The 25,959-nt window shown below is 40.3% G+C and carries 18 protein-coding genes, 3 tRNA genes and 1 pseudogene; 13 read left to right on the forward strand and 9 right to left on the reverse strand.

The window, feature by feature from the left end; translation table 11 throughout:
- Window positions 1-7: 7 nt before the first annotated feature.
- The 6 genes from NQ564_RS18135 to NQ564_RS18160 all read right to left on the reverse strand — a co-directional run bounded on the left by NQ564_RS18135 (window position 8) and on the right by NQ564_RS18160 (window position 5,025).
- Window positions 8-1,786: a gamma-glutamyl-gamma-aminobutyrate hydrolase family protein gene (locus NQ564_RS18135; RefSeq protein ID WP_008152803.1), complete on the reverse strand. Its 1,779-nt coding sequence runs from the start codon at window positions 1,784-1,786 to the stop codon at window positions 8-10.
- Window positions 1,787-1,874: 88 nt separating this feature from the next.
- Entirely contained in the window at window positions 1,875-3,830 is a 1,956-nt protein-coding gene (gyrB, locus tag NQ564_RS18140; protein WP_008152801.1) for a DNA topoisomerase (ATP-hydrolyzing) subunit B, read from the reverse strand.
- A gap of 162 nt (window positions 3,831-3,992) precedes the next feature.
- Window positions 3,993-4,064, reverse strand: a tRNA-Glu gene (locus tag NQ564_RS18145).
- A 60-nt stretch (window positions 4,065-4,124) separates the two neighbouring features.
- Window positions 4,125-4,382 (reverse strand): 30S ribosomal protein S20, encoded by a 258-nt coding sequence (gene rpsT / locus NQ564_RS18150; protein ID WP_008152798.1) that lies wholly within the window; start codon window positions 4,380-4,382, stop codon window positions 4,125-4,127.
- 43 nt (window positions 4,383-4,425) lie between these two features.
- Window positions 4,426-4,497, reverse strand: a tRNA-Glu gene (locus NQ564_RS18155).
- Window positions 4,498-4,629: 132 nt separating this feature from the next.
- Entirely contained in the window at window positions 4,630-5,025 is a 396-nt protein-coding gene (locus NQ564_RS18160) for a DUF2721 domain-containing protein (RefSeq protein ID WP_008154221.1), read from the reverse strand.
- Between the two features lie 94 nt (window positions 5,026-5,119).
- Between NQ564_RS18160 and recO the strand changes: the two genes are divergently transcribed.
- Together recO and NQ564_RS18170 are read left to right on the forward strand one after the other, a co-directional pair.
- Complete coding sequence (gene recO, locus NQ564_RS18165; protein ID WP_008154222.1) at window positions 5,120-5,845, forward strand: DNA repair protein RecO; 726 nt, start codon at window positions 5,120-5,122, stop codon at window positions 5,843-5,845.
- A gap of 68 nt (window positions 5,846-5,913) precedes the next feature.
- Window positions 5,914-5,985 (forward strand) — tRNA-Arg (locus tag NQ564_RS18170).
- A 37-nt stretch (window positions 5,986-6,022) separates the two neighbouring features.
- Here the strand turns inward: NQ564_RS18170 and NQ564_RS18175 are convergent.
- The gene (locus NQ564_RS18175) at window positions 6,023-6,439 is read right to left on the reverse strand and encodes a hypothetical protein (protein ID WP_008152793.1); all 417 of its coding nucleotides are present in this window, start codon (window positions 6,437-6,439) and stop codon (window positions 6,023-6,025) included.
- Window positions 6,440-6,517: 78 nt separating this feature from the next.
- Window positions 6,518-7,264, reverse strand: coding sequence for an IclR family transcriptional regulator (locus NQ564_RS18180; protein ID WP_008152791.1), 747 nt, complete (start codon window positions 7,262-7,264; stop codon window positions 6,518-6,520).
- An 813-nt stretch (window positions 7,265-8,077) separates the two neighbouring features.
- Here NQ564_RS18180 and NQ564_RS18185 point away from each other — a divergent pair.
- The 10 genes and pseudogenes from NQ564_RS18185 (at window position 8,078) to NQ564_RS18230 (ending at window position 23,754) form a co-directional block, all read left to right on the forward strand.
- Window positions 8,078-11,038 (forward strand): annotated as a pseudogene (locus NQ564_RS18185) (SusC/RagA family TonB-linked outer membrane protein).
- 24 nt (window positions 11,039-11,062) lie between these two features.
- Entirely contained in the window at window positions 11,063-12,523 is a 1,461-nt protein-coding gene (locus NQ564_RS18190; RefSeq protein WP_008152786.1) for a RagB/SusD family nutrient uptake outer membrane protein, read from the forward strand.
- 53 nt (window positions 12,524-12,576) lie between these two features.
- The gene (locus NQ564_RS18195; RefSeq protein WP_008152784.1) at window positions 12,577-13,806 is read left to right on the forward strand and encodes an MFS transporter; all 1,230 of its coding nucleotides are present in this window, start codon (window positions 12,577-12,579) and stop codon (window positions 13,804-13,806) included.
- Between the two features lie 25 nt (window positions 13,807-13,831).
- Complete coding sequence (locus tag NQ564_RS18200) at window positions 13,832-15,133, forward strand: endo-1,4-beta-xylanase (RefSeq protein WP_008152782.1); 1,302 nt, start codon at window positions 13,832-13,834, stop codon at window positions 15,131-15,133.
- 18 nt (window positions 15,134-15,151) lie between these two features.
- Window positions 15,152-16,702, forward strand: a complete 1,551-nt coding sequence (locus tag NQ564_RS18205; RefSeq protein WP_008152780.1) for an endo-1,4-beta-xylanase — start codon at window positions 15,152-15,154, stop codon at window positions 16,700-16,702.
- A 10-nt stretch (window positions 16,703-16,712) separates the two neighbouring features.
- Window positions 16,713-17,903 (forward strand): enolase C-terminal domain-like protein, encoded by a 1,191-nt coding sequence (locus tag NQ564_RS18210; RefSeq protein WP_008152779.1) that lies wholly within the window; start codon window positions 16,713-16,715, stop codon window positions 17,901-17,903.
- A 12-nt stretch (window positions 17,904-17,915) separates the two neighbouring features.
- Window positions 17,916-18,689 carry an SDR family NAD(P)-dependent oxidoreductase gene (locus NQ564_RS18215; RefSeq protein ID WP_008152778.1) on the forward strand — a complete coding sequence of 258 codons (774 nt, stop codon included), beginning with the start codon at window positions 17,916-17,918 and terminating at the stop codon, window positions 18,687-18,689.
- A gap of 21 nt (window positions 18,690-18,710) precedes the next feature.
- Window positions 18,711-19,454 (forward strand): RraA family protein, encoded by a 744-nt coding sequence (locus NQ564_RS18220; protein ID WP_008152777.1) that lies wholly within the window; start codon window positions 18,711-18,713, stop codon window positions 19,452-19,454.
- Between the two features lie 12 nt (window positions 19,455-19,466).
- On the forward strand, window positions 19,467-20,900 hold the full coding sequence (locus tag NQ564_RS18225; protein ID WP_021862904.1) for a cellulase family glycosylhydrolase: 1,434 nt from the start codon (window positions 19,467-19,469) through the stop codon (window positions 20,898-20,900).
- Between the two features lie 40 nt (window positions 20,901-20,940).
- Complete coding sequence (locus NQ564_RS18230; RefSeq protein ID WP_021862903.1) at window positions 20,941-23,754, forward strand: glycoside hydrolase family 2 protein; 2,814 nt, start codon at window positions 20,941-20,943, stop codon at window positions 23,752-23,754.
- A 106-nt stretch (window positions 23,755-23,860) separates the two neighbouring features.
- Here the strand turns inward: NQ564_RS18230 and NQ564_RS18235 are convergent, their stop codons facing one another.
- Window positions 23,861-24,823 (reverse strand): hypothetical protein, encoded by a 963-nt coding sequence (locus NQ564_RS18235; protein WP_008152773.1) that lies wholly within the window; start codon window positions 24,821-24,823, stop codon window positions 23,861-23,863.
- A gap of 142 nt (window positions 24,824-24,965) precedes the next feature.
- Between NQ564_RS18235 and NQ564_RS18240 the strand changes: the two genes are divergently transcribed.
- Complete coding sequence (locus tag NQ564_RS18240) at window positions 24,966-25,955, forward strand: sugar phosphate isomerase/epimerase family protein (protein ID WP_008154233.1); 990 nt, start codon at window positions 24,966-24,968, stop codon at window positions 25,953-25,955.
- Window positions 25,956-25,959 lie beyond the last annotated feature (4 nt).

Below are 25,959 nucleotides of genomic sequence, written 5' to 3' on the forward strand. Positions count from 1 at the left end.
TTGTCGTTTATAAGGAATTATCGGGAGCGGATTGCGCTTTGTTCATTACGCGCAACAGGTTGCCTCCCCATATTTTAGCAATATCATTTTCTGTATATCCTTCTTTTAAAAGACGCATGGTGATGTTTATCAATTCGTTGCTTGCTCGGCAACCGATCAGTTCGCCGTCACCGTCGAAATCGGAGCCGATCCCGACATGGTCGATCCCGATCAGGTCTACGATATGGTCGATATGGCGGATCGCATCGGTCAGAGAAGCTTTTTCGGCTTCTTCGTTGATAAATCCTTTGTAGAGGCATATCTGTGCGACACCACCCTGTTTGGCCAATGCTTTCAGTTGTTCGTCCGTCAGGTTTCGTGGATGGTTGCAAAGCGCTCGGGCAGAAGAATGGGAAGCTATGATCGGATAGGCACTTGTTTCGAGCGCGTCGTAGAACGTGCTTTCCGCGGCATGCGAGATGTCGACCAGTATGCCCGATTCATTCATTTTACGGACGACTTCTTTCCCGAAAGGACTGAGACCGTTCCATTCCGCGTCTCCTCTTGCCGAGTCGCATATGTCGTTACTTCCATTGTGACAGAGGGTGATATAAGAAACTCCCATTTTACGGAAGCGGGCGATGTTCTCGATGTCCTTGCCTATCGCATATCCGTTTTCCACTCCTAACATGATCGCTTTTTTTCCGGCAGCTTTCAGCACATGGACTTCCTGTGGCGTGTAGGCGATGCACATACGGGAGCGGTTCAGCTCCATCTGTCGGTGTATTTCCTGCAGCCGGTTCATGGCGAAGTCCGTAGCTTTCAGCAGTGAAGCATCGTCTCTCGGTCCCTGTGGGATATAGGCGACCATGATCGTCGCGTCAATCAGTCCCTCTTCCATGAAAGGGAGGTTCACCTTGCCGCCTTCTTTCAAACCGATGTTGAATTCACCCGGAAAGATCATCGGAGTGTCGGTGTGAGAGTCGAGCGTCACATTCCGGTGGTGGATACGTTTGGCCTCTTTGAACAGGCGGGACGATTCGACATGATGCCTGAAAAGTTTCAACATCTGTTCGTCGTCATTGGCTGCCATCGCTTCGGGATGCCACTGGACACTGAATATTTCTTTTTCGGGATGCTCCATCGCTTCATTGATCCCGTCGGGAGCTGTCGCCGTAGCGATAAATTCGGGAGCCGGCTTTTTGATTGCCTGATGATGGAAGGAGTTGACCAAAAGTTCATTTTCACCGTCCAACATGGTGCGGAGCTTGGAAGAACTTTCGCTCAGCGTGATGGAATGGGAAACCTGTTCTCGGGGAAGTGTCTGACTGTGTTTCAGTAGCTTTTGATTGTGTTGAGTATGGATATCCTGGTATACATCGCCGCCGAATGCGACGTTTAGTATCTGGTGGCCGCGGCATATTCCCATGATCGGCAACTGACGATTGATCGCTAAACGAAGCAATATCAGATCGTATTCATCCCGATAAGTATCCACATCCTGCAGAGCGGGAATCGGTTCTTCTTGTATGTAAAGCGGGTTGATATCGCCACCACCGCTCATGACCAGCCCGTCCAATCCGTTCACGATTGCCGTCAACGCTTCGATGTCTGTAATGACCGGGACCAGAACCGGAGCGCCACCAGCCTTCAGTACCGCCTGTACATAGGTTTCTGCTATACAAGAAAGTCCGTCTTTCCGATTGGCGGATATTCCTATACGGGGAGGTTGAAGACTTTCCTTTTTGGGGATATAATGGTCTACTTCTCTGTAGAGGGCTTCTAAATTCGGACGACGGAGCTTCATGTGTTTATGATTTGTGATTTATGATTTATGATTTATGATTTGTGATTTATGTATCAATAATAAATCATAAATCACAAATCATAAATCTTTACGCATCAATATTCGCGTATGTTGCGTTTTCCTCGATGAACTCGCGGCGTGGGCCGACATCTTCACCCATCAACATGGAGAATATCTGGTCTGCTTCGGCTGCACTGTCGATCGTGATCTGTTTCAGCGTACGGTTTTCCGGGTTCATGGTCGTATCCCACAACTGATGGTCGTTCATTTCTCCCAAACCTTTATATCGCTGTGTGTGAACCTGGTTTTCGTTACCGCCGCCATATTTGTCGATAAATGCCTGACGTTGTTGGTCGGTCCAGCAATATTCTTCCACTTTGCCTTTCTTGCACAGGTAGAGAGGAGGGGTAGCCAGATAGACATATCCGTTTTCGATCAGCGCGCGCATACGGCGGAAGAAGAAAGTAAGAATCAAGGTGGCAATGTGGCTTCCGTCCACATCGGCATCGGTCATGATAATTACCTTGTGATAGCGTAGCTTGCTTAGGTTCAATTCTTTTGGATCTTCTTCGGTACCGATGGTAACACCCATTGCACGGAAGATATTCTGGATTTCTTCGCTTTCGAATACTTTGTGGTCCATCGCCTTTTCGACGTTCAGGATCTTACCGCGAAGCGGCAGGATGGCCTGGAAGTTACGGTCGCGTCCCTGCTTGGCTGTGCCACCTGCAGAGTCCCCTTCGACGAGGAACAACTCGCAGAGTGCAGCGTCTTTTGAAGAACAGTCGGCCAATTTGCCGGGGAGTCCGCCGCCTGTCATCGGTGATTTGCGTTGTACCAGTTCGCGGGCTTTACGGGCTGCCTGGCGTGCCTGGGCTGCCAAGATCACTTTGTCGACAATTATTTTGGCTTCCTTAGGATGTTCTTCCAGGTAGTAGCCTAATGCTTCGCCGATGGCCTGGTCTACGGCACCGGTTACTTCGTTGTTTCCCAACTTCGTCTTGGTCTGTCCTTCGAACTGTGGTTCTGCTACCTTGATGGAAATGACTGCTGTCAGACCTTCACGGAAGTCATCGCCGGAGATTTCAACCTTTGCTTTTTCAAGCAGCTTGGAGTCGTCAGCATATTTTTTCAGCGTACGTGTCAAACCGCGGCGGAAACCGGCCAGGTGAGTACCTCCTTCTATGGTATTGATATCGTTTACATACGAAAATACGCTTTCGTTGAATGAAGTATTGTAAGTCATGGCGACTTCAACAGGAATGCCCTGTTTTTCCGTAACAATATGGATCACGTCCGGGATCAGCTGCTCTTTGGAACGGTCGATATAGCGAACAAATTCTTTCAAGCCTTCGTCCGAATGGAATATTTCAGATTTGTAGTTGCCGTCTTCCTTCACAACGCGTTTGTCTGTCAGGCTAAGTGTGATACCTGCATTCAGGAATGCCAACTCGCGCAAACGTGTAGCTAAGATTTCGTACTTATATTCGGTTACGGAGAAGATGCTTCCGTCTGGTTTAAACATGATGGTTGTACCGGTCACATCTGTCTCGCCGATCACCTCAATGGAATGAAGCGGCTTACCGCAGGAGAATTCCTGCATGTGGATCTTTCCGTCGCGGCGGACTTCTGCTTTTAGGTAAGTGGAAAGTGCGTTTACGCAGGATACGCCTACACCGTGCAATCCCCCTGAAACCTTGTAAGAGCCTTTGTCGAATTTACCTCCCGCGTGGAGCACGGTCAATACGACTTCAAGCGCTGACACGCCTTCTTTCTCATGAATATCTACCGGAATACCACGACCATCGTCTGTTACAGAGATGGAGTTATCTTCGTTTATCACTACGTCAACTTGGGTACAAAATCCGGCCAGTGCTTCGTCAATAGAGTTGTCAACAACTTCGTATACTAAATGGTGGAGACCTTTCTCGCTGGTATCGCCAATATACATGGACGGTCGTTTACGCACTGCCTCTAACCCTTCAAGTACCTGAATACTATCCGCAGAGTACTCTGTGGAAGTATTCTTAATTTCTTCACTCATGAGTCTTTATCGTTTAAAATCTGTAATTATCTGTCTGTCTAAAAAAGCTAACAAATATAGTGAAAATAATTAACTTAGATGGTATAGGGAGTGTGAAAATAGTCAAACGGGGGTGTATAACAAAAAAAGAGACAAAGTCTGACTTTGTCTCTTTTAATAAGGTAGCCCGTGGGGGAATCGAACCCCCCTTTCAAGAATGAAAATCTTGCGTCCTAACCGATAGACGAACGGGCCATCAGGCTTAAAAAAGCCGGGCTAACCAGTCCGGCTTTATACTATATAAAGTATAATACCTTATTTCGCAAGTGTGTTAACGTGCTTTGCTAATTTGGACTTCAAGTTGCCAGCTTTATTCTTGTGAATAATGTGTTTTTTAGCAAGCTTGTCCAACATAGAGCACACCTTCGGGAACAGAACCTGAGCTTCGTTCTTGTCTTCAGTAGCACGCAAAACTCTCATTGCATTTCTTGCAGTCTTAGCATAATATCTGTTATGCAGACGTTTTGCGTTGGTCTGTCTGATTCTCTTAATTGATGACTTGTGATTTGCCATTTCTTAGCTATTCTCTTTATTTATTCTTTAATCCTGTTTATTGTAGCCCGTGGGGGAATCGAACCCCCCTTTCAAGAATGAAAATCTTGCGTCCTAACCGATAGACGAACGGGCCATCATGTCAAAGCTCTTGCTTTTAGCTCTCTGGGATTGTTGATTTCCCGATTGCGAGTGCAAAGATAGAGGTTCTCTTTAAACTGACAAAATATTTGAAAGAAAAATGTTCGGAATTTGTCGCATTTAACATCTATTTGGAACTCATATCCTGTAAGTGTATCTCTAATGCATTAACGGAAATGTTTATTTCCCAAATACATACGCATAGCGAAGCTGCCAACAGGAGTAATCCTATCCCGAATATCCAGGCGGCTATGATTTGCCATGAGATATAGATGAAGAACATCGAAACTACACAAAAGAGTAGGCTGAGTAGCCCTAATATTTGCATGGAGCGTGTCAGGTATAACCGTTTCCTGAGGTTGGCTATCTGGGCGACGTTTTTCGGGTCGTGTGTCTGTTGATGCTTTTCTTTCAATGTGCGTACGAGGCTTGCATACGAAATGAACCGGTTTGTATAGGCCAATAGGATAAGTGATACTGCCGAAAACAGCAATGATGGGGTTGTGAGCGTGAGTTCTTGCATGTTTATATGTTCTTTATAATTTAGTAGTTTGTTATATAATAAAACAAAATCGAGAAGGAAAATGTTGTAACTTTGTTTTCCAAATTTCAGTGATATGTTGTGTAAAACGCGCGGGATTGTCCTGCATTCCATTCCATATAATGATAAGTACTCCATTATATATATGTACACGGAGGCTTTCGGGCGTGCTTCTTATTTGGTTGCCCGTTCTCGTGGAAAGAAATCTTCTGTCTCGAAAGCGTTGTTTATGCCTCTTTCGGTAGTGGAGATGGAGGTGGAGCATCTGAATAAGCGTGATTTGCATCGTATCCGTGAAACGAAACTTTGCTATCCATTAACGGAAGTGTTCTGTAATCCGGTGAAAAATGTACTTGCGCTTTTCCTTTCCGAGGTCCTTTTCCGTGTGGTGAAGGAGACGGAGCCGGACCCGCACCTTTTCGAGTATTTATCCGAGTCGATACAATTGTTGGAGCTTTCGGATAAGGGAGTCGCGAACTTTCATTTGGTCTTTCTGCTGCGGCTCTTGCATTATCTGGGGATATACCCGAATGTCGAATCTTATGTGACAGGTTCCTGCTTCGATATGTTGAATGGTGTGTTTGTCGATCGTATACCGATGCACCGCCATTATCTGAACCCGCAGGAGAGTGTGGTTTTTGTCCGGTTACTGAAGATCAGTTTCGAGAATATGTCGTTGTATTCTTTTTCCCGGCAGGATCGTGTGAGCGTAATAAACCGTATTCTTGAATATTATCGTCTGCATTTGCCGGATTTTCCCGAAATAAAGTCCTTGTCCGTCATGCAAAGTCTGTTCGATTAGCAATTGCCTCATTAAATACTTGCCAGTTTGCGGAAAAGGTTATACTTTTGCCGCACTTATTACAAAATGGCTCTGTAGTTCAACGGATAGAATAGAAGTTTCCTAAACTTTAGATCCGAGTTCGATTCTCGGCGGAGCTACAACAAAAAAGGCAATCGCTATGATTGCCTTTTTTTGTTATTCCATTGTGAGTATGACATCAATTTCGTCCAATATGCCTCGGAGCTGGAAGCCTCTGATCTGTATATCTTCAAAATACGAGTAGGTTCCATCTGGAAAATCCATATAGATGGAGTTGGGGTAATAATAATTGTCGTCATCCCAATGCCATCGAAATGCTTCCTTTGTCCTTCGAACAAGGATGTTCCCTCTGTAAAACTCGTAATAGTCAGATCCCGTCCAGTCAGAATAAAAACTCAATACATGATAACAGTCTTCTCCATTGTTGGTTGTATATGTTTCTGACCAGGTCCCGGAACATAGTGCAGATGTCAGATCATATCTGTCATCATAATACGGATCATCCTCGCAGCTGTTGAATAGGCAGAGTGTGGACAGTAAAAACAATAAACCGAGTATATTCTTCTTAATCATAATCCTAATATTAACTATTCAATGACAAATATATGAATTAAAACGATATCTATAAGATAACCGACAGATCACATTGTGCTATTTGGTTGTCGCATTAATTTTTTCATTGATAAGGTCAGTCGTCTTTTTCAACTGCTTTATGATGTTATTCTTTTCCGATTTGCCGAAGCGTATGTCTGGCAGGTAAATACCAAGACTTGCTATAACTTTTCCTTTTTTTAGGATGGGAGTGGCCAAGCCTACTACGTGGTTTTTATTCCATGAAAGTTCGATGTTCTTAGTTCGTATATCGTTTAGTAGTTGGATTAGTTCGGATTTTGTTTTGACTTCCGGCCATTCTTCTTCTGTTGGTAATCCGATCTTATCGATAAAATCGTTTAACTCTTTAGGAGAATAATGTGCCAGAATCATGCGCCCCGTCGTGGCTCTGTATACGGAAGACTCGTTGGTCGTTCGAACTTGAATTTCATGTGTGCATTGCGATTCGTTCAGCAAGATTCTTTTGTTTCCTTTTATCACAGATAATATTACAGTTTCGTTGATACTGTCACGTAGATTGTCCATTGCGACTTTTGACGCATTGATGAGTTCCGTATTATAAGAATTATCACGTGTGAGTTGATAAACCATGTATCCTAACTTGTATCCTTTCTTTGTGCCGGATTGTTCAACGTAGTTGCGATATACAAGTGTTTTTAGGATATTGGCGCAAGTTCCCGCATTCAATTCTACAGTAGTAGCGATTTCGGATAGTCCGAATTCTTTGTCTGGCTCTTGTGCTAATATTTCGAGAATATTCAAGGCTCTGTTTATAACTTGTATCATAACTTCCTCGTTTTTGTTTCGTGTAATCTGATTATATAATTGGTAATTAGTAAGCTTATTTGCAAAACTACAAAAAATATAGCATTAAAATAGATTTGTGAAAGTCTTTATTGTGAGCATTCGACCTGATTTGTCTTATTTTAATTTAGGATGAATTAAATATCTAATTTTGTTTATCTGCTTATTTCCTTATTTTTTATTCCGGGTAACTTTTTATTCTGTCCGTCCTCATGATGAAAGGTGGCTATGATCTATTGACTTTTATTAATCTTTTATTTGTAATGAATTGCTATAATTTTGTATATTTGTATTGTATTGATGAAAATAACGTAGAAGCGTTTAGTGAATCCTTGTCATCGAAATCGCCAATTTCAATAATGCCACAAGGTGTAACTATAGAACGCCTGCGCCCTTATAGGCGTGGGCTATAGTTTATTTGTGGCATGGTGTTTGGCGATACCTCGATGACAAATAGGCTGTAGTCCCACGTTTTTTTATGCCTGAATCTAAGGGTGAAAAGTTGCCTTTCCTACTATATGCTTCCTTTTTAATTGCTTGTATTTATTTTTTATATTATAAAACTATATTTTGAATTTGTTGAATTATGATGTTGCGAATATATTTAGCTTTTTGTTTTAAATAGCAGTGTGTTTGTATGTTTAAGAGCATAAATGCTGATTTTGAGCAAAAAATATTTTGTGTTTTATATAGTTGTAACTAATATTGCATTGTAAAATTTATTTTTACAATAATAAATATCAAGTTAAACTTAATTCATGTCTTATGAAAAATCGGCAGAGTCTTTTATTATGGATGTTGCTATTCTTTGGCAGTGTCTCGGTTTTTGCTCAGCATGTTGTAAAAGGGAGAATTACAGATGCTAAAACGGGAGAACCTTTGGTTGGGGTGAATGTAGTTTTGAAAGGTTCATCTGAATCTGGTACTATTTCGGATTTGAATGGAAATTACTCTTTGTCTGTTCCCGAATCTTCTTCGTTGATTTTTTCTTATATCGGTTATGTTACCCAAGAAATATCAGTAAAAGGTAAGTCAGTTCTTGATATTTCTTTGTCTGAAGATATGGAAGCTCTGGAAGAAGTTGTGGTAATAGGATATGGTACGATGAAAAAGAGTGATTTGACAGGCTCTCTAAGCTCTGTAAAGAGCGAAGATTTGACGGCCTATGCAGTTCCTAATCCGGTTCAAGCATTACAAGGTAGAGCTCCGGGCGTTCAAGTTACATCGAATACTGGTTCTCCAGAAGGGAATTTTACGATTCGTATCCGTGGTGCAAATTCGATTAAAGGAAGTAATGATCCTCTCTACATTATTGATGGGTTCCCCGCGAATATGTCCAGTGTTAATCCTGATGATATAGAATCTTTGGAAGTACTAAAAGATGCTTCAGCTACTGCTATTTATGGGTCTAGAGGCTCTAACGGGGTTGTTTTGATTACTACAAAATCAGGAAAAAAGGGAAAAACAACTGTAACCTATGATGGTAGTTATGGTATTCAGTCCCAAATCAAAAAACTAGAGATGATGGATGCGACGGAATATATGATGTTTTATAATGAACAACAGTTGAATAATGTAGGAAAAGAGTTTTTTACGGCTGATAAGATTGCTCTTGCAGGAAAAGGTACGGATTGGCAAGATTTGGTTTATAAAGATGCACCTTTACAAACTCATAGTTTGTCGATTGCAGGTGGCAATGACAAAACCTAATTCTATGTGAGTGGTTCTTTGTTTTTGCGTGATGGTATTATCGAAAATAGTGGCTATGATAAGTATAATGTGAGAAGTAATGTAGATCACAAAATTAGCGATAAATTTAATGTTGGAGCTAATTTGTCGTATACAAGAACAAATAAAAGTATGAAAAGTAGTGGTGGTGGAAATAGAGGAGGATCTTTAATTGGAGCATCAATTTCTGCTCCTCCGACCTTATACCCTTATAATGAAGATGGCTCTTATAACAATTTGCAATTGGCTTACCCGTTTATGTCTAATGCTCTATTTAATCCATTAAATCTTATTAATGAAACATCTTCTAAAACTAAGGCAGACTTGGTGAATGTAAATGGATTTCTTGAATATAAACCAATAAAAGGGCTGTCTTTGAAAGCTACAATAGGTGTTGAAACGTTGAATTATACATCTAATAACTATAATAGCTCCCGTTATTTATATGGAGCTTCAAGTGCTTCTTTGTCTTCTAATCAGCAAACGACAATTGTGAACGAAAATATTGCGAATTATGATCTGACGATCCATGATGATCATAATTTGAATTTTATGGGAGGTTTTACTTATCAACAGTATTTGGGAACATCTTTTGGTGCAAGTGGAACTGATTTTATAAGTGATGCACCAGAAGCATGGGGCCTTGGAGCTGCAGCTAATTTTGGAACGCCTTCTTCCGGCTATACCAAATGGGTATTAATGTCATATTTGGCTAGAGCTAATTATTCATATAAAGGCCGTTATATGGCTACGGTTAGCTTCAGGGCCGATGGTTCATCTCGCTATAGTGAAGGAAATAAATGGGGCTATTTTCCTGCAGCAGCATTAGCGTGGAGAATATCAGATGAGGCTTTTCTAAAGGATATTTCTTGGTTGTCTGATTTAAAATTACGTTTAGGATACGGAGAAACTGGGTCAACTGCTATTGATCCTTATTCAACGTTAAATATGTTGTCGCAAGGTAAAGCAGCATTGGGGAGTGGGCTTGTTACATCTTATGCACCAAGTTCAACCTTGCCGTCAGAATTGAAATGGGAAACTACATCTCAATGGAATATAGGTCTTGATCTGTCATTATTTAAATCTCGTTTGAGAATCAATGCTGACTATTATGATAAAACAACACGTGATTTGTTGAATAATGTTTCTTTGCCAACATCTTCAGGTTATACGACAACTGTAAAGAATGTAGGAAAGATGGGAAATCGTGGTTTTGAATTGTTGGTAGAAGGAGATGTTTTTCAACAAAAAGAATTTTCATGGACTTTATCTGCAAATTTAGGATTGAATAAAAATCAGATCAAAGAGTTATATGGAGGACAGGATATTTATGGTTCAACTGTGGGTCTATCTTATGTTGAAGATTTTGTGACTTTATTGCGTGAGGGAGAACCTTTAGGTGTCTATTATGTATATCATGATACAGGTTTTGATGAAAATGGAAATATGACCTATGAAGATAAAGATGGGAATGGGGTATATGATAATAGTGATAAATATATCGCAGGTAGCCCACATCCTGATTTTACATATGGGATCAATTCCAGTTTAACATTTAAAGATTTTGAATTTTCTTTCTTTTTGTATGGTAGCCAAGGCAACGATGTTTATAATGTGGCAGAAACTGCAAATTATGATATGGGCATGGGACTTAATTTAAGGCGTGACGTATTTAATAGCCATTGGAGTTCAACAAATACAGCAGAACAAAACTTAATGGCAAAGTATCCGCGACCTGCAGCAAATCATAATATTAAGCATTCAGATCGTTTTGTAGAAGATGGCTCTTATCTCCGTTTGAAAAATATTATGTTAGGTTATAATTTACCTGTGAAAAAGTGGAAAGTGAAAAACTGGTTAAGTGCGTTAAAAATATATGTAAGCGCTCAGAATCTATTTACTATTACAGGTTATTCAGGTATGGACCCTGAAGTGAACTCTTGGGGTGGAGATACAAATGCCGGACTTGATTATCTGACTTATCCCAATGTGAAGACTATTACATTTGGGGCTAAAGTTCAATTTTAGAGTATCTAATAAAGAAGAGAAAATATGAAAAAGTACATTTATTTATTCATTATATTATTATCGGTAGTTTCTTGTTCTGATTGGTTGGAAGAAGAGCCGAAGTCTGTTGCAGCAGAAACGTTTTATAATACGGAAAGTGAAGCTGCAGCTGCGGTTGCTGCACCGCTTGCTAATTTAAAGGGTTATGGTGGTTTAGATTATTTTGGGACTGCTTTGTGTGAATGTTTTGCAGATTATGCTTATGGTCGGGGTAGTTGGGCTTCTAATAGTGATTATGTGGGATTAGATAATACTAATCAAACACGTACTGCAAATATATGGACAAAATTATATACTGCTATTAGAAATTGCAATGTGGCTTTGGAGCGTTTACCACAAGCAAGCCAAATGTCGGAGGATAAAATAAATAGCTATATAGGGGAATTACGGTTTATAAGAGGGCTTTCTTATTTTTATTTAGTACGATATTTTGGGGATATCCCTCTTCATATAGAAGAAAATATGAGTGAATATAATATAGGAAAGAGCTCTAAAGATGTAATATATGAACTTATAGAGTCGGATCTTCGCTTTGCTGTAAATAATGCGCCTCAGACACCCCGTTTGGCAGGAACGCCCTCTGTGAATAGTGCAAAGAGCCTTTTAGGAGAAGTATATGCAACATTAGATAGATATGAAGAGTCGAAACAACTTTTGGAAGAAGTTATTAATAGTGGACAATATTCTTTAGTCACGGTGTCTTCTGCTGCAGATTTTAATAATATATTTGGACCAGAAGTTGTTTCATCTACAGAAGAGATATTTTATATAAAGGAGTATCGAGAAAACGGCCAAGGCAATGAATATGCGATGTTTTGTGCCCATCCGGGAGCAATGATTGATGGAAATGTAATGCATGGTTCTGGAGGATGGTATGGTGTTTATACTACTACGGAAAATCAATTGATAACAGATTGGGATGTGAAAGATTATCGGAAGGATTATAATTTATTATTATTTGATTTTGGCATGGGGGATAATACCTATTTATTAACAAAATATCATGATGCAAATGCTCCCGGGGCTTCTGGGGCTGCATGTGACTATCCATTAATTCGTTATCCGGATATTTTACTATTGTATGCAGAAATGGCAATGAGAGTTACTGGTTCCCCTACGGAGGATGCAATGGAAAAGATAAATATGGTTCATCGTCGTGCTTATGGTTATGATCCTATGACTTCATCTGAAGTTGATTTTGAATTAAAAGATTACTCTACTTCAGAAAAGTTTTTAGAATTAATATTGAAAGAACGGATGTATGAACAATTTAATGAAGGAAAACGTTGGTTTGATCTGATTCGTTTAGGTATTGTAAAAGAGCAGATTAAGAGGGTTAAAGGTCTTGATATACAAGAGAAACATCTGTTGTTCCCAATCCCGCAAACAGAGTTTAATTATAACGAGGCCCTTGATCCGTCAAAAGATCAAAATCCGGGGTATTAATTAAAAATATGAAGGTGTGGTTAGGGCCACACCTTCGATAAACTATTCGTAAAATGAAACGACTACGTATCACCTATAAGTGGGAGTTGATTATTATGTTATGGATTGCCTATTTCCTTAACCAGGGTGACCGGCAGATTTTTAATGTGGTGATTCCTTTGATAAAAGAGGACCTGCATTTGACAGATGTACAATTGGGGCTTGTCGCTTCTGTATTTACGATTGTATATGGCTGTTTGGTTCCCTTCGGTGGATATATGGGTGATTTTCTGAAAAGAAAATGGATTATTCTTATTAGTATCCTGATTTTCAGTATCGGAACATTATGTACTGGATTTAGTGGGGGGGTGATTTCTTTGATCGTTTTACGTGGTATTACGACCGGGGGAGGAGAAGCTTTCTATTATCCGGCAGCCACCTCTTTGATCAGTCAGTATCATCATAAGACGAGGGCTATGGCCATGTCCATACATCAGACATCTTTGTATGTGGGGATTGTGGCCAGTGGGTTTATTGCGGCCTATATTGGTGAGCATTTCGGTTGGCGGATGTCCTTTTTTACTTTTGGATTAGGAGGTTTGTTGCTGTGTATTTATTTGTTTTTCAGAATGGAAGATACTCCGCAGGAAGTGAAAGAAGAAGAAAGATATTCGATCGGATATGTTATTAAAGAAATATTTAAAAAGAAAACGGTCTGGATGCTTTGTCTAGCTTTTGGAGGGATGTGTTTTGTGAATATTGGTTATGTGACTTGGATGTCTACATTCTATCATGAAAAGTATCATTTATCTCTTTCGACGGCTGGGTTTACCTCTATGTTTTTTCATTTTGCAGCCGCATTGTTTGGGGTTTTAATAGGTGGAAAATTATCAGATAAATATGCTCAAAAGCGTAAAACTGTCCGTCTGGAAACGGAACTGGTCGGATTGTTGCTCGGTGCTCCGTTTATATTTTTCATGGGATATACCTCGAATTTATATGTGAGTTATGTTATGTTGGCTTTGTTTGGTTTTTTCAGGGGAATTTACGATTCAAACCTGTATGCAGCCTTGTTTGATGTGATAGCTCCAGATTTAAGAGCTTCTTCGGTAGGGGTTATGACTGCTTTCGCTTTTATTGTTGGGGCTCTAGCTCCCTTACTATTAGGATATCTGAAGACTGATTATGGTTTGTCTTTTGGTATATCATTTTTGTCAATATTTTACTTATTAGGTGCTTTAGCTGTTTTTGTGGCGATCAAATTCTTTTTCTTGAAAGAGTTTTATGAAGAGACAGATAGTTAGTAAAGTGTCTATAAAATTATAAAATATGAAAACAGTAATATTATTATTTGGATTGCTTTTCTCTACTTTTTGCTTACAGGCGCAAGATTATGAGGATGTCATGAGCGAGGCTTATTGGAAAATATGGAATTCGGATGTCCGGGCAAGCATAGATAAAAATATAGAGCAATACCGAAAAGGTGATGCCAAATTAAATATTCCCTCTGGAGTCACTGTGAAGATTGAGCAGTTGAGCCATTCGTTTATTTTTGGAGGTAATATCTTTTTGTTCGGTCAGCTTGAGACTATGCAACAAAATAAACAGTATGAAAATACTTTTGGTGCTTTGTTTAATTCTGCGACCTTGCCTTTTTATTGGAAAACGCTGGAACCTGAGCAAGGAAAGCCACGTTATACGGTGGGATCTTCTTATATTTTCCGTCGTCCTCCCGTCGATCCTATCCTTGAGTTTTGCGAATCGAACAAGATAATGGCAAAAGGCCATGCTATTATTTATGGTATGCGCCGTTGGGGACATCCGGACTGGATGTCGTCAGACCGCAAAGAGATGGAATTTTATTTTGAAAAACATATTCAGGAATTGGCATCGCGCTATAAGGATAGAATTATGATGTGGGATGTTGTCAATGAACCGGTTGATCAGGCAAATCGTGGAATAATGCCGGATGATTATACTTATAAGTCGTATAAGTGGGCCATGAAATATTTCCCAGAATCTGTCATTTTTAATATTAATGATATTGATTTTAAAAGTGGTATTCCTTATACAAGACGGTATGTAGAAATTGCTCGAAATATGATAGATCGGGGGATCCGTATAGATAATGTTGGGGCTCAGATGCATATTTTTAATCCAGTCGAGGCTCAGAAAATAGCTGAGGGGGATGATATCCTTACACCGGCTAAGCTCATGGAAGTCGTTGATTGTCTAAATGAAGTAGGACGTCCTGTACATGTGAGTGAAGTAACGGTTTGTGCTCCCGATTCAACGAATATAGGAAGTGCAATCCAGGCTGTCATAGCTGAAAATTTATATCGTTTCTGGTTCAGTTGTCCTAATATTACGGGTATTACTTGGTGGAATGTCGTGGATGGAGGTGGTGCTCCGGGAGAGCCATCTTATTCAGGACTTTATGATAAAAAAATGAAAAAGAAGCCTGTCTATGAAACATTGGACAGATTGATAAACCGGGAATGGAAAACTTCACTGACCATCACATCGAATGCACAGGGGGTGGTTTGTTTCAGAGGTTTTAAGGGACATTACCGTGCTACTTGGATAAATAAAAAAGGTAAGATGGAAGTTCAGGAATTTGAAATTAAATAGTTAAAATCATAATTGGATATGAAAAAGATAACATTAATAATCAGTTTAGTTTTTTGTTGTTTTAATCTGTTTGCACAGAATAGTTTTCCCAAAAGTGCGAAAGAGGACAAAGAAAAAATCATGAGTGAAGCCTATTGGAATATCTGGAATCCAAAGGTACAGGCTAAGATCGATAAGGACATCGAGCAAAATAGAAAAGCAAATGCTATCGTTTGTTTACAGGATGTTGCGGCTGGATCAGAAGTGAAGATTGAGCAGATTTCGCATGATTTTGTATTCGGTGCCCATATCTTTAACTATAATCAATTAGGCACTCCTGCATGTAACCAGAAATATAAAGACGTGTTCGGGACATTATTTAATCGTGCGACTGTCGCATTTTATTGGAAAACCCTGGAAATGCAACCAAATCGCCCTCGTTTTCGTGAAGAATACTGGGATACGGAAGAATATTGGAATCGCCAGACAGACCCGAAGCTGCAGCCGCATTGGCGCCGTCCTTCTCCCGATCAGATTATAGATTTCTGTCTCAGTAAGGGGGTCCCCGTACATGGGCATCCGTTGATCTGGGGAAATCGTAAATGGCATAATCCTAACTGGATTATAGGTCAGATGATGACACCTGAGGAGAAAAAGGAAATGGATAAATTGATTGTGGAGTACGGCAATCTGGATAATTACTTGGATAGCGAGAAATACACGGATGAATACAAAAATATGACTGTAGCTCAATTAGAAACGAAATTTCCTAATTTGACGAAAAAGTTAAAGGAGTTATTTGAAAAACGGATTGTGGAGATCGCTAAATATTATGGGGACCGTGTCAGTAGTTGGGATGTTGTCAATGAGAGTGCACAAGATTTTGCCAAAGGGGTAATGGTTCCGGGTTCCGGACTCTGTAAAAGTAATTATGGGGTAATGCCTGGGGATTATACATTTGAAGCTTTCAAAACTGCCAATCAGGTATTTTCGGATAATGTTCTTTTGAATATTAATGATTATTGGACTGGTCCGGAATATCCGGAGCAGGTAAAAGACTTGATGGAAAGAGGAGCGAAAATAAATATTGCCGGTTCCCAAATGCATTTGTTCAACCCGCAACAATGTTTGGATATTGCTGCCGGAAAAGAAATCCAGACACCGAATCAGATCTGGACTATCATGAACCGGATTTCGGAAACCGGATTGCCGATTCATTTAAGCGAGATCACGATAACATCCCCAGGTAATGATGACCGTGGACAGAAAATACAGGCTGTAATTGCACAGAACTTGTATCGCCTGTGGTTCAGTGTTAAAAACATGATGGGTATTACGTGGTGGAATGTGGTTGATGATTGTGGCGCACCGGGAGAACCGTCTGTTTCTGGATTGTTTACCAGAAACATGGATCCCAAACAATCATTTTATGCACTTGATAATTTGATCAATCATGAATGGAAAACTAATACAATCGTAAAAGTTGGTAAAAATGGTGATATAAAATTTCGAGGATTTCGAGGTCGATATCATATTACTTATATGGATAAGTCAGGAAAGGAACAAGTCGTAGAGTATCACTTAAAATAAGTATAAAGAAATGAAAATCGTAGACATGAAAGTCCGTTGCGTTGCAATTCCTATGAATTGTATGTTGCGGCATAACACGGGAGTACATCCGGGTTATTTGTTGAGAACAATCTTGGAACTTATCACGGATGAAGGGATTGTCGGGCTAGGTGAAGTTGGTGGCGGAGATTCAAGAGCGGCTCTTCTTAAGCTGAAACCGCGCATTATCGGAATGAATCCGATGGACTTGGAGACTATCAAGATGAAAGTTCTAAGAAGTATTTATTATATTTCCAATTCTCGTTTGTATGGTGCAATAGAGATTGCCTGTTTGGACATTATGGGGAAAGCATTTAATATTCCGATGCACCAGCTTCTTGGGGGTAAATTACGCGATTCAATTCCAATGATCGCTTATTTGTTTTGGCGCTATGACCGTCCGGGTGGTGGGCATGATACCTGTGCGGAGGATATGGCCGATTTTTGCGTACAGTTGAACGATGAGTTGGGTGTTACGGCAATGAAACTGAAAGCCGGTGTCATGGATCCGATGGAAGAAGTGAAAGTGTTACAATTATGTCGGCAGAAGTTAGGAGATGATTTTGGTTTGCGGATCGATCCTAATGGAGTATGGAGTGTTGCGACAGCCGTAAAGGCCGGTCATAGGATGGAAGAGCTGGAACTACAATATTATGAAGATCCCTCTTGGGGAATAGAAGGTATGAAGGCAGTCAGGGAACAGGTTCGTATTCCTTTGGCAACTAATATGTATCCGAATAAATTTGATGATTTGGGCCCTTCTATCCATATGCAATCAATAGACATTATATTGACGGATTTACATTATTGGGAAGGCCCGCGGGGGGTAAAAGATTTGACTGCGGTTTGTCGTACGTTTAATTTGGGTGTAGCTATGCATTCCGGGGCTGAATTCGGTATCGAATTGGCAGCTATGTTACATACAGCATCTACCATCCCCCAAATGACTATGCCGGGAGATGCCCATTATCATTATTTGGAAGATGATATTATCCAGGGTGGAAAACTGCAGTATGTTAATGGTGCTATAAAAGTGCCGGAAGGACCGGGTTTAGGAGTAGCCTTGGACGAAGAAAAGATGGAAAAATATGAGCGGTATTACGAGAAAATGGGGGACTATTACGCTCGTTTTCATCAAGATCCGTATAAACCAAATTGGTATCCGATAGTAGGTGGTATTTAATAAAAAATCGTTATGGGAGTGAAGCATTTGTTTGAAATAACGGGAAAAACTGCATTGATTACAGGAGCTGGCCAAGGAATTGGCCGCTCCATCGCTTTAGCTTTGGCTGAACATGGGGCGAATGTTGTGATCAATTACCGGAGCAATCGCCAATTGGCGGAAACGACTTTACAGGATGTGCTGAAGATGGGAGGAAAAGCGTGGCTATGGGAATATGACTTATTATCAGACACGCTGACTTCTGACTTTCAACTGTTGCGGCAAAAACTGGGAATTGAAGTCGATATCTTAGTTTTGAATGCTTCTATTCAGATTCGTAGGAAGTGGGAAGATGTGACTCTATATGAGTTTAATACTCAAATGAATGTGAATGTAAGAGCTTCACTGGAGTTGATACAATGTTGTGTGCCTTATATGGAATCGAAAGGTTGGGGAAGAATTGTTACGTTAGGTTCTGTTCAGCAGAATAGACCGAGTAAACAAATGATTGTTTATGCAGCTTCAAAAGCTGCTCAACTGAATATGGTGAAAAATCTCGCTTGGCAATTGGGAAATAAAGGAATAACGATAAACAATCTGGCTCCCGGGGTGATCGGAACGATTCGTAATGAGGAAGTTTTGTCAAATGAAGTTTTCAAAACAAAAATAGAGAAGAATATTCCATTAAGGTATATTGGAGAACCGGATGATCTGGCTTCTATGGCATTGCTTTTGTGTAGTGAGGCCGGACGCTATATTTCCGGTGCGGATATATTGGTAGATGGTGGAATGAGTTTACCAGAGTGATTAATTAAAAATAACAGAGTTATGAGCGTAGATCAGTATAAGAAAGAAATCGGAATGATGAATCTAGAAAAATTGATTCAGGATCGTGAAGGAATATCTTCGAAAAAGTTTCCTATAGAGGATAAAGAATTATTATTTCGATACGAGCAGTTGTATACAGGGGCCGTAAACGATGTGATGCGTGAATTTTGCCTTTTGGAGCAAGCCTTACCCGGTAGGATTAAACCTTTACGCGAATATCATTCTGTTGCCGGTTTTGCCTTTACTGTCAAAAGTGCACCAAACGTAAAGATAAAGGGTGAGATGGAATATCGAACCCAGATGCTGGATGAGATGCAGGAAGACCATTTTGTTGTCTGGGATACAAGTCGGGATGATAAAGCTACTTTGTGGGGAGGTGTAATGACGGCAACTGCTAAAGGGAAGAAACTGAAAGCCGCTTGTATAGATGGGGGAATACGGGATACACATCAGATTTTGAATGCTGATTTTCCTGTGTTTTACGAATATCGTATATCGAATGGTAGCTTGGGGCGCTGTTTGATTACTCACTATCAGATTCCAATTAAAATCGGAGATGTAACGATTAAGCCGGGTGATATAATACTTGGAGATATCGATGGAGTTTTAGTTGTACCAAGGGAAATAGCTTATGAAGTGCTTTTACGCTCGGAGGAGATACGTGAAAATGAGAAGAAGATTTTCTCTTGGGTACAAAACGGAGACAGTGTTCAGGAAATTACAGCAAAAGGTGGTTACTTTTAAGAATCAGTCGGTATGGTACGGAATATATTATATATGATGATTCTTTACTCTTTTTTCTCTTGTGGTAAAGAGCGTGATCAGAACTTTATACGGGTGAGTAAGGTAAATCCTTGTTATTTGGAATATTCGGATGGTACCCCTTTTATACCTGTGGGCCTCAATATTTGTTGGGAACGTTTTGAAACGGATGAAACAAAGGTTTTACAGCTTTATGAACAGCGTTTTCGCAATCTTTCGGAAAATGGAGGAAATTACACACGTATTTGGTTGAGTGCTCCATTTTTTGAGGTCGAGCATAAAAAAGCTGGAGAGTTTGATGAAAATAGGGCAAAGCGAATAGACAAACTGTTGGAGTTGGCGACAAAATATGGGATCAAAATCAAATTTTGTTTGGAAAATTTTAGGAAACTAACAGGATATTCTGCCCCGTTTTCTTCATCAGTGGCTTTTGATAAACCTATATATTCTTTTGACAACCAAGGTCCTTTGAATGATATGACTGATTTTTTCAAAACGCAGCAGGGGAAAGATTTATATTTAGATAGGGTTGCCTTTTTTGCTTCCAGATATGCGGACAATCCAACAGTTATGGGGTGGGAATTATGGAATGAAATCAATTCTGTAAGTTTTTCCGAAGGAATAGCAGGGGAGCTAGAATGGACAAGAGAGATGCTACCTGTTGTTAAATCTTATTTTCCGCATCATTTGGTTATGCAAAGCTTGGGAAGTTTTGATAATGAAAAATACCAGGAGTGGTATATGGATTTTTCTTCTATTTCGGATAATGAGATAGCCCAGGTTCATCGCTATTTGGATCCAGGGGCTGTTTGGGATATTTGTCGGGCCCCAATGGATTCTTTGGCAAGCCAGGCTGTCATTTTATTGCGTAATATGGTTGTTGATAAACCTGTTATACTCTCCGAAGTGGGTGCGGTTGAGGCACATCATTCCGGGCCATCCAAGTTATATGAATCGGATACGTTAGGCATTCTGTTACATGATTTGATCTTTGCCCCTTTTTTTTCAGGTGCTGCAGCTCCCGGTCAAAGTTGGCACTGGCAGTATTATATAGAAAAGAATAATTTATGGTGGCATTTCGGACGTTTTAGTCATGCAACGGAAAATGTAAATCCGATAACAGAGCAGTATCAGCCTGATTTTTTTATGCATGATCAAGTTCGCTTTTATTGTTTGAAAGGTAATACGCATACTTTAGTTTGGTGTCGGGATGTCTTAAGCAATTGGCATACTGAATTGATTGGGAATGTATTGCCAGGTAGCAGAACGGTGAAACTGCCACTAGAATTTTTAGGTAGTAAAGTTTCGAATGTTGAACAATATGATCCCTGGAGCGATATGAGAAAAGTTACTCATGTGGTGGACGATACTCTGGAGATTACTTTCAAACGCTCGATTGTACTGCGTTTTAATCGTCAAAATCACTGATTTTATGTGGAATCTATTCTAATAACTAAATGAAAGAAGTATGGTAAGAAAGAGCATTTTTAAGTATAGATATCTTTTAATATGGTGTTGTTTGTGTTGTGCTTCTATTATGAAAGCGCAGGTAAAAGATTTGGAGTCTCCATATTATATTTATCCGAGGCAGGCAGAGCAACATATCGATTTATCACAGGATTGGGAGTTGAGTTCGGAAGAATCTCCTATAAAAAACTTAGCAAAGCTTCGGGAGAATAGCTGGTTTACGGTGGCATATCCGACTTCTGTCCAAATGGCTAATTATAAAGCGGGCATATTGGGAGATCCTTATAAACATTTGAATGCCAGGGAGCATGAAAAGTTGGAACAGAGAGTTTGGTATTATAAAAAGCATTTTACAATTCCTCAAAAACGGAGCGGTTACTCTTGCATACTGAATTTTGATGGTATTGACTATTTTGCGAAGGTCTGGTTAAATGGTATAGAACTAGGTAAGCATCGAGGTATATTCGGGGGGCCAGTCATAGATGTAAGTGAAAATTTAAATTATGGAGGGGATAATGAATTAATAGTAGAAGTCATATCTGCCAATTATGGGAAAACGTCTTTTAATCCGAATCGACCGGGAAATATCGTAAAAGGTTGGTTCCTGATGGGAGGAAGTGCGATGGAACCTTTTTTCAATTTGGGCTTATGGAGAAACGTTCGTCTGGAATTCGTTCCTAAATACCATTTGGAACGTCCTTTCCTTTTTACTGAAAAGATAGAAAATAATCAAGCAACAATAGGCTTTAGTGTTGAACTGTTTGCTGGGAAAAATACATTGGACTATCAGTTGCATCCTTGGAATAATTGTCAGATATCAAATTATGGAAAGCCGTCAAGTGCCCCACAGAATAAACGGGTAAAAGAGAAGGTGACAGTAGTACTCGATTTGATAGATAAAGGTCAGACCGTATTTTCAAAAGAATTTTCGCCGGAGGTGATTGAAGGGAGATGCTGGATGGAAGAGCATTTTGTTATCGATAATCCTAAATTGTGGTATCCGAATGGTTTAGGTAACTCGGATTACTATCAGGCAAAAATGACATTAAAAGTAAATGATCAGTTGGTCGACTGCATTCAGTTTGATTTTGGTATCCGGACAATAGAACAGGTTCGGAGTGCCGGTATTCGGACAAGTGACAGATGGCAAGACTGGCAGTTCGTTGTAAACGGGAAAAAGTTTTTTGTGAAAGGTGTCAACTGGATGCCTGTTGATGCTCTTTACGATTTGACAGCGGAGAAGTATGATTGGGCTGTAAGAATGGCACGGAATATGGGAATTCAGATGTTTCGGATTTGGGGCAGCGGATTGTTGGAGAGTGATGCTTTTTATGATGCATGTAATAAATATGGTATAATGGTTTGGCAGGATTTTAATATTGCCAATTTTGATACACCCGAATGGCCACAGGAAGTTTGGGAAGCGCAGGTTTGCCAAAATATTTTCCGGTTGAGAAATCAACCCTCTTTGGCCGTTTGGTGCGGTGGAAACGAATTTAATCCGTATTCTTATGGAAATGCAGCTTCTATGGGTATTTTGGAGCGTAATCTGGCTATTTTTGATCCGACAAGATGTTTTCTGCGTACTTCTCCGGATGCTGGTTCCATGCATTCTTATCCGGATTTTGATCCCGCATGGTATAAAGGTTTTGAGTTGATACCCTATGTGGCTGAGACTGGGGTACATTGTATAACGGATCCTGCAAATATAAAACAAGTGGTTTCTCCGGGTGAGTTGGTCGATTTAGGAGGGATGTACGATAAGAACTTTGTGTTGGAGCATCCTGAATTTGTAGAACATTTTGCTGAATATAATCCTTCTCGTGTACCTCGTATGTTAAGTCGTGCTTCTCATATTGATAATATGGCTAAACCGGCGTTGGAAACAATTGCAGAAGCGACTCAGATTGGTGCAGGTGAATTTTATCAGGTTATGTCAGAAGGTGTTCAAAGTAATTATCCAGTTACAACAGGGCTGATGCCTTGGGTCTATAAACGTCCTTGGCCGGTAGTTGCTGCAATTAATTTGGTCGATGGTATGGGACAGCCTTCGGCTACTTATTATTTTTTAAAAAGGACATACGAACCGACTCATGTTTTGTTAGACATCAAACGTCTACTGTGGGCACCTGGAGAAGCTTTCCCGATTTCTGTAAATGTTTTAAATGGGGTGGACCGGCCAGGTTTTAAAGGAGTGGTACAGGTGAAAATATTGGATGATTCTTTTAGAGAAGTTTGGCAAGTCTCGGAAAATGTTAATGTTCCGGAAGGTACATCGGTTTTAAAAGAAGATATGGGGATATATGCGATCCCTCAAACATATAAAGAAAAGTACTTTTTTGCAATTGTTTCTTTGACTGATGAGCATGGAAAAGTGATTTCTCATGCTGAATATTGGCCTCGCACCATCAAATTAATGGAAGATGAAGCTTATTATCAGAAGTTTGTCTCTGAACCTGTCGATTGGCCGACTTTGAACAGTGGTCCCTGGTTAAAGCCGACCGTGGCTAAACATAAAACTTCTGTTGAGTTTAAAGAAGTAAAATTGATGAAAAAGGATGGGAATAAAGGAAGGATACATATAGCAGTGGCGAACAAAGGGAGGCTGCCATCTTTTATGACCAATTTGAATATAGAAGGTGTTTCCCGTTCTTTTTATGCGAATGATAATTTTTTCTGGTTGGCTCCTGGTGAAACGAAAAGTATCGAGATCGGTTTTGAACTGAGAGAAAGCCAGGTGGTAAGTTCTATGAAGTTGGTTCTTAGTTCTTGGAATGCTAAAACACAGAGCCAGAAGGTGAAACTGATTGATTAGTTAGGGAAATTGTGGAAAGCCCGTGCTTTCCCAAGTACGGGCTTTCCGAAAAAATTAACCATTAAACTAAAACTGTTATGCTATGAACTATGACGAAACAAATATTCTACTCGTAATCAGGTAATTCTACATCGGTTGTTTCTTCCCATTTCCCGTTATTGTAGATGCTGATCTGAAATGTATCGTCGGATTCGGAACGACTGTATAGGCGGCCTTTGTAACGGATGATTTTATTCTTTTCGGGGATGATGTTTTTGACTTGTCGCTCCCGGATGGCTTCGTCGTTTAGGGAGATGGCCGAAAGGCGAGCCGTGATCGGTTTTTCAAGGGATGGGACAAAAGTGTAAAAAGAATGTATCTTATTGGAAATCCCAACCTCTTCGCTTGTAAAGATATGAGTGACAGTTTCTTTTTCTGCCGCTTTAATCCCGCCCCCGTCTGTGATATCGAATTGTATGGCTCTACCCTCTATCTCCATATCGAATTGCTTGATTGCTTCTGTTATGGGATCTGTAGCCATAAATTCGATACGGCTGACGATGCGATCCAAAACAATACTTTCGTTGATTTCTTCTGCAACTCCGATTTCTAAAGGCAGTCCTTTGTAGAACGTATCGGATATTTCATCGAAAGAGAAAATGGATTCTGATAGAGTTGCCATAGGTGAATTGTGAGCGATGAAATAGAATGTATAGTTACCTTGTGGCAAGCTGTCGTAAATGCAACCGAAATCGGCATCCAAATCGGAAGGGTCATATACGAATTGTTTATGTTTGGAGAAAACCGATACCCCGTTTTCCTCTTTAAATACGACATACTCGATCGTTGAACATAACTCGTTTAATTCCGGATCGCCTTCAGCTTTTGAGGGGGCGAAAGGTTCCGGAATCGTATTATCAGGCATGCTCTTTGTTTGGGGAAAAGAGATGACCTCTTTTTCCATTTGGATGTTGAACATGATCTGAGATACTTTTATCTGGGGAACTCCTTCTTCTTCAAAAGAAGGAGCATCGTTGCAGCCTGCCAAACAAAATGCATAAGCAAGTATATAAAAAACATTCTTTCTCATAGCTAAGTTTTTTAGTCGTTTATGATGTCGCAAAGGAAAGATAAATATTCAGAAATAAAAAATATTTGTAGACGAATTTAAAAAGATATTTTATATTTGTCGAACAGACACAATGTATTAACCTTAAAAAAGAACGAAAAACATGGCACGTCCTGTAACATTATGTACGATGCAGTGGGGAGACTTACCGCTGGAAGTAGTTTGTGAAAAAGCAAAATCATTTGGTTTTGACGGTGTTGAATTAGGCTTACCTTCTCATTTGGATGTTCGGCGGACAGATCCGGAATATTATCGGAATATCAAAGCGACACTCGATAAATACGATTTGAAGTTGTTTTGTATTTCGAATCATCTGATCGGTCAGGCGATATGCGATAATATTGATCAGCGGCATAAATCTGTATTGCCTGATTATATCTGGGGGGATGGCGATCCGGAAGGAGTCCATAGGCGGGCAGCCGAAAATATGATCCAGGCAGCTCATGCTGCCAAAATGCTGGGAATCGATACTGTAGCCGGTTTTACGGGAAGTTCGATCTGGCAATGGCTCTATTCCTTTCCTCCCGTTACCGATGAGATGGTGAATGAAGGGTATGCTGATTTTGCCCGACGTTTTATCCCGATTTTAGACGAATATCAAAAATTAGGCGTCCGCTTTGCTCTTGAAGTGCATCCGACAGAGATCGCATTCGATACTTATTCCACCCGTAAAGCCCTTGAAGCGATCGATTATCATCCGGCTTTCGGCTTTAACTACGATCCGAGCCATTTGGGATACCAGGGAGTGGATTATGTAGATTTCATCAACCAATTTGCGGACCGCATTTTCCATGTTCACATGAAAGATGTGTATTGGAGTGATACCCCGAAACAGATCGGCGTGTTCGGTGGCCATTCTACTTTTGGCGATGCCCGTCGTTTCTGGAATTTCCGTAGTTTAGGGCGCGGAAAAATCAGGTTTGAAGAAATTATCCGTGCTTTGAACGATGCCGGTTACCAAGGCCCTCTCTCGGTTGAGTGGGAAGATAGCGGTATGGATCGCGAACATGGAGCACGCGAGTCTTGCGCTTTTGTCAAACAGGTGGATTTCCAACCGTCGGCACATGCCTTCGACGCTTGTTTTGAAAGATAAGAGG

This window comes from Parabacteroides johnsonii DSM 18315 (assembly GCF_025151045.1).
Taxonomy (GTDB): Bacteria; Bacteroidota; Bacteroidia; order Bacteroidales; family Tannerellaceae; genus Parabacteroides; species Parabacteroides johnsonii.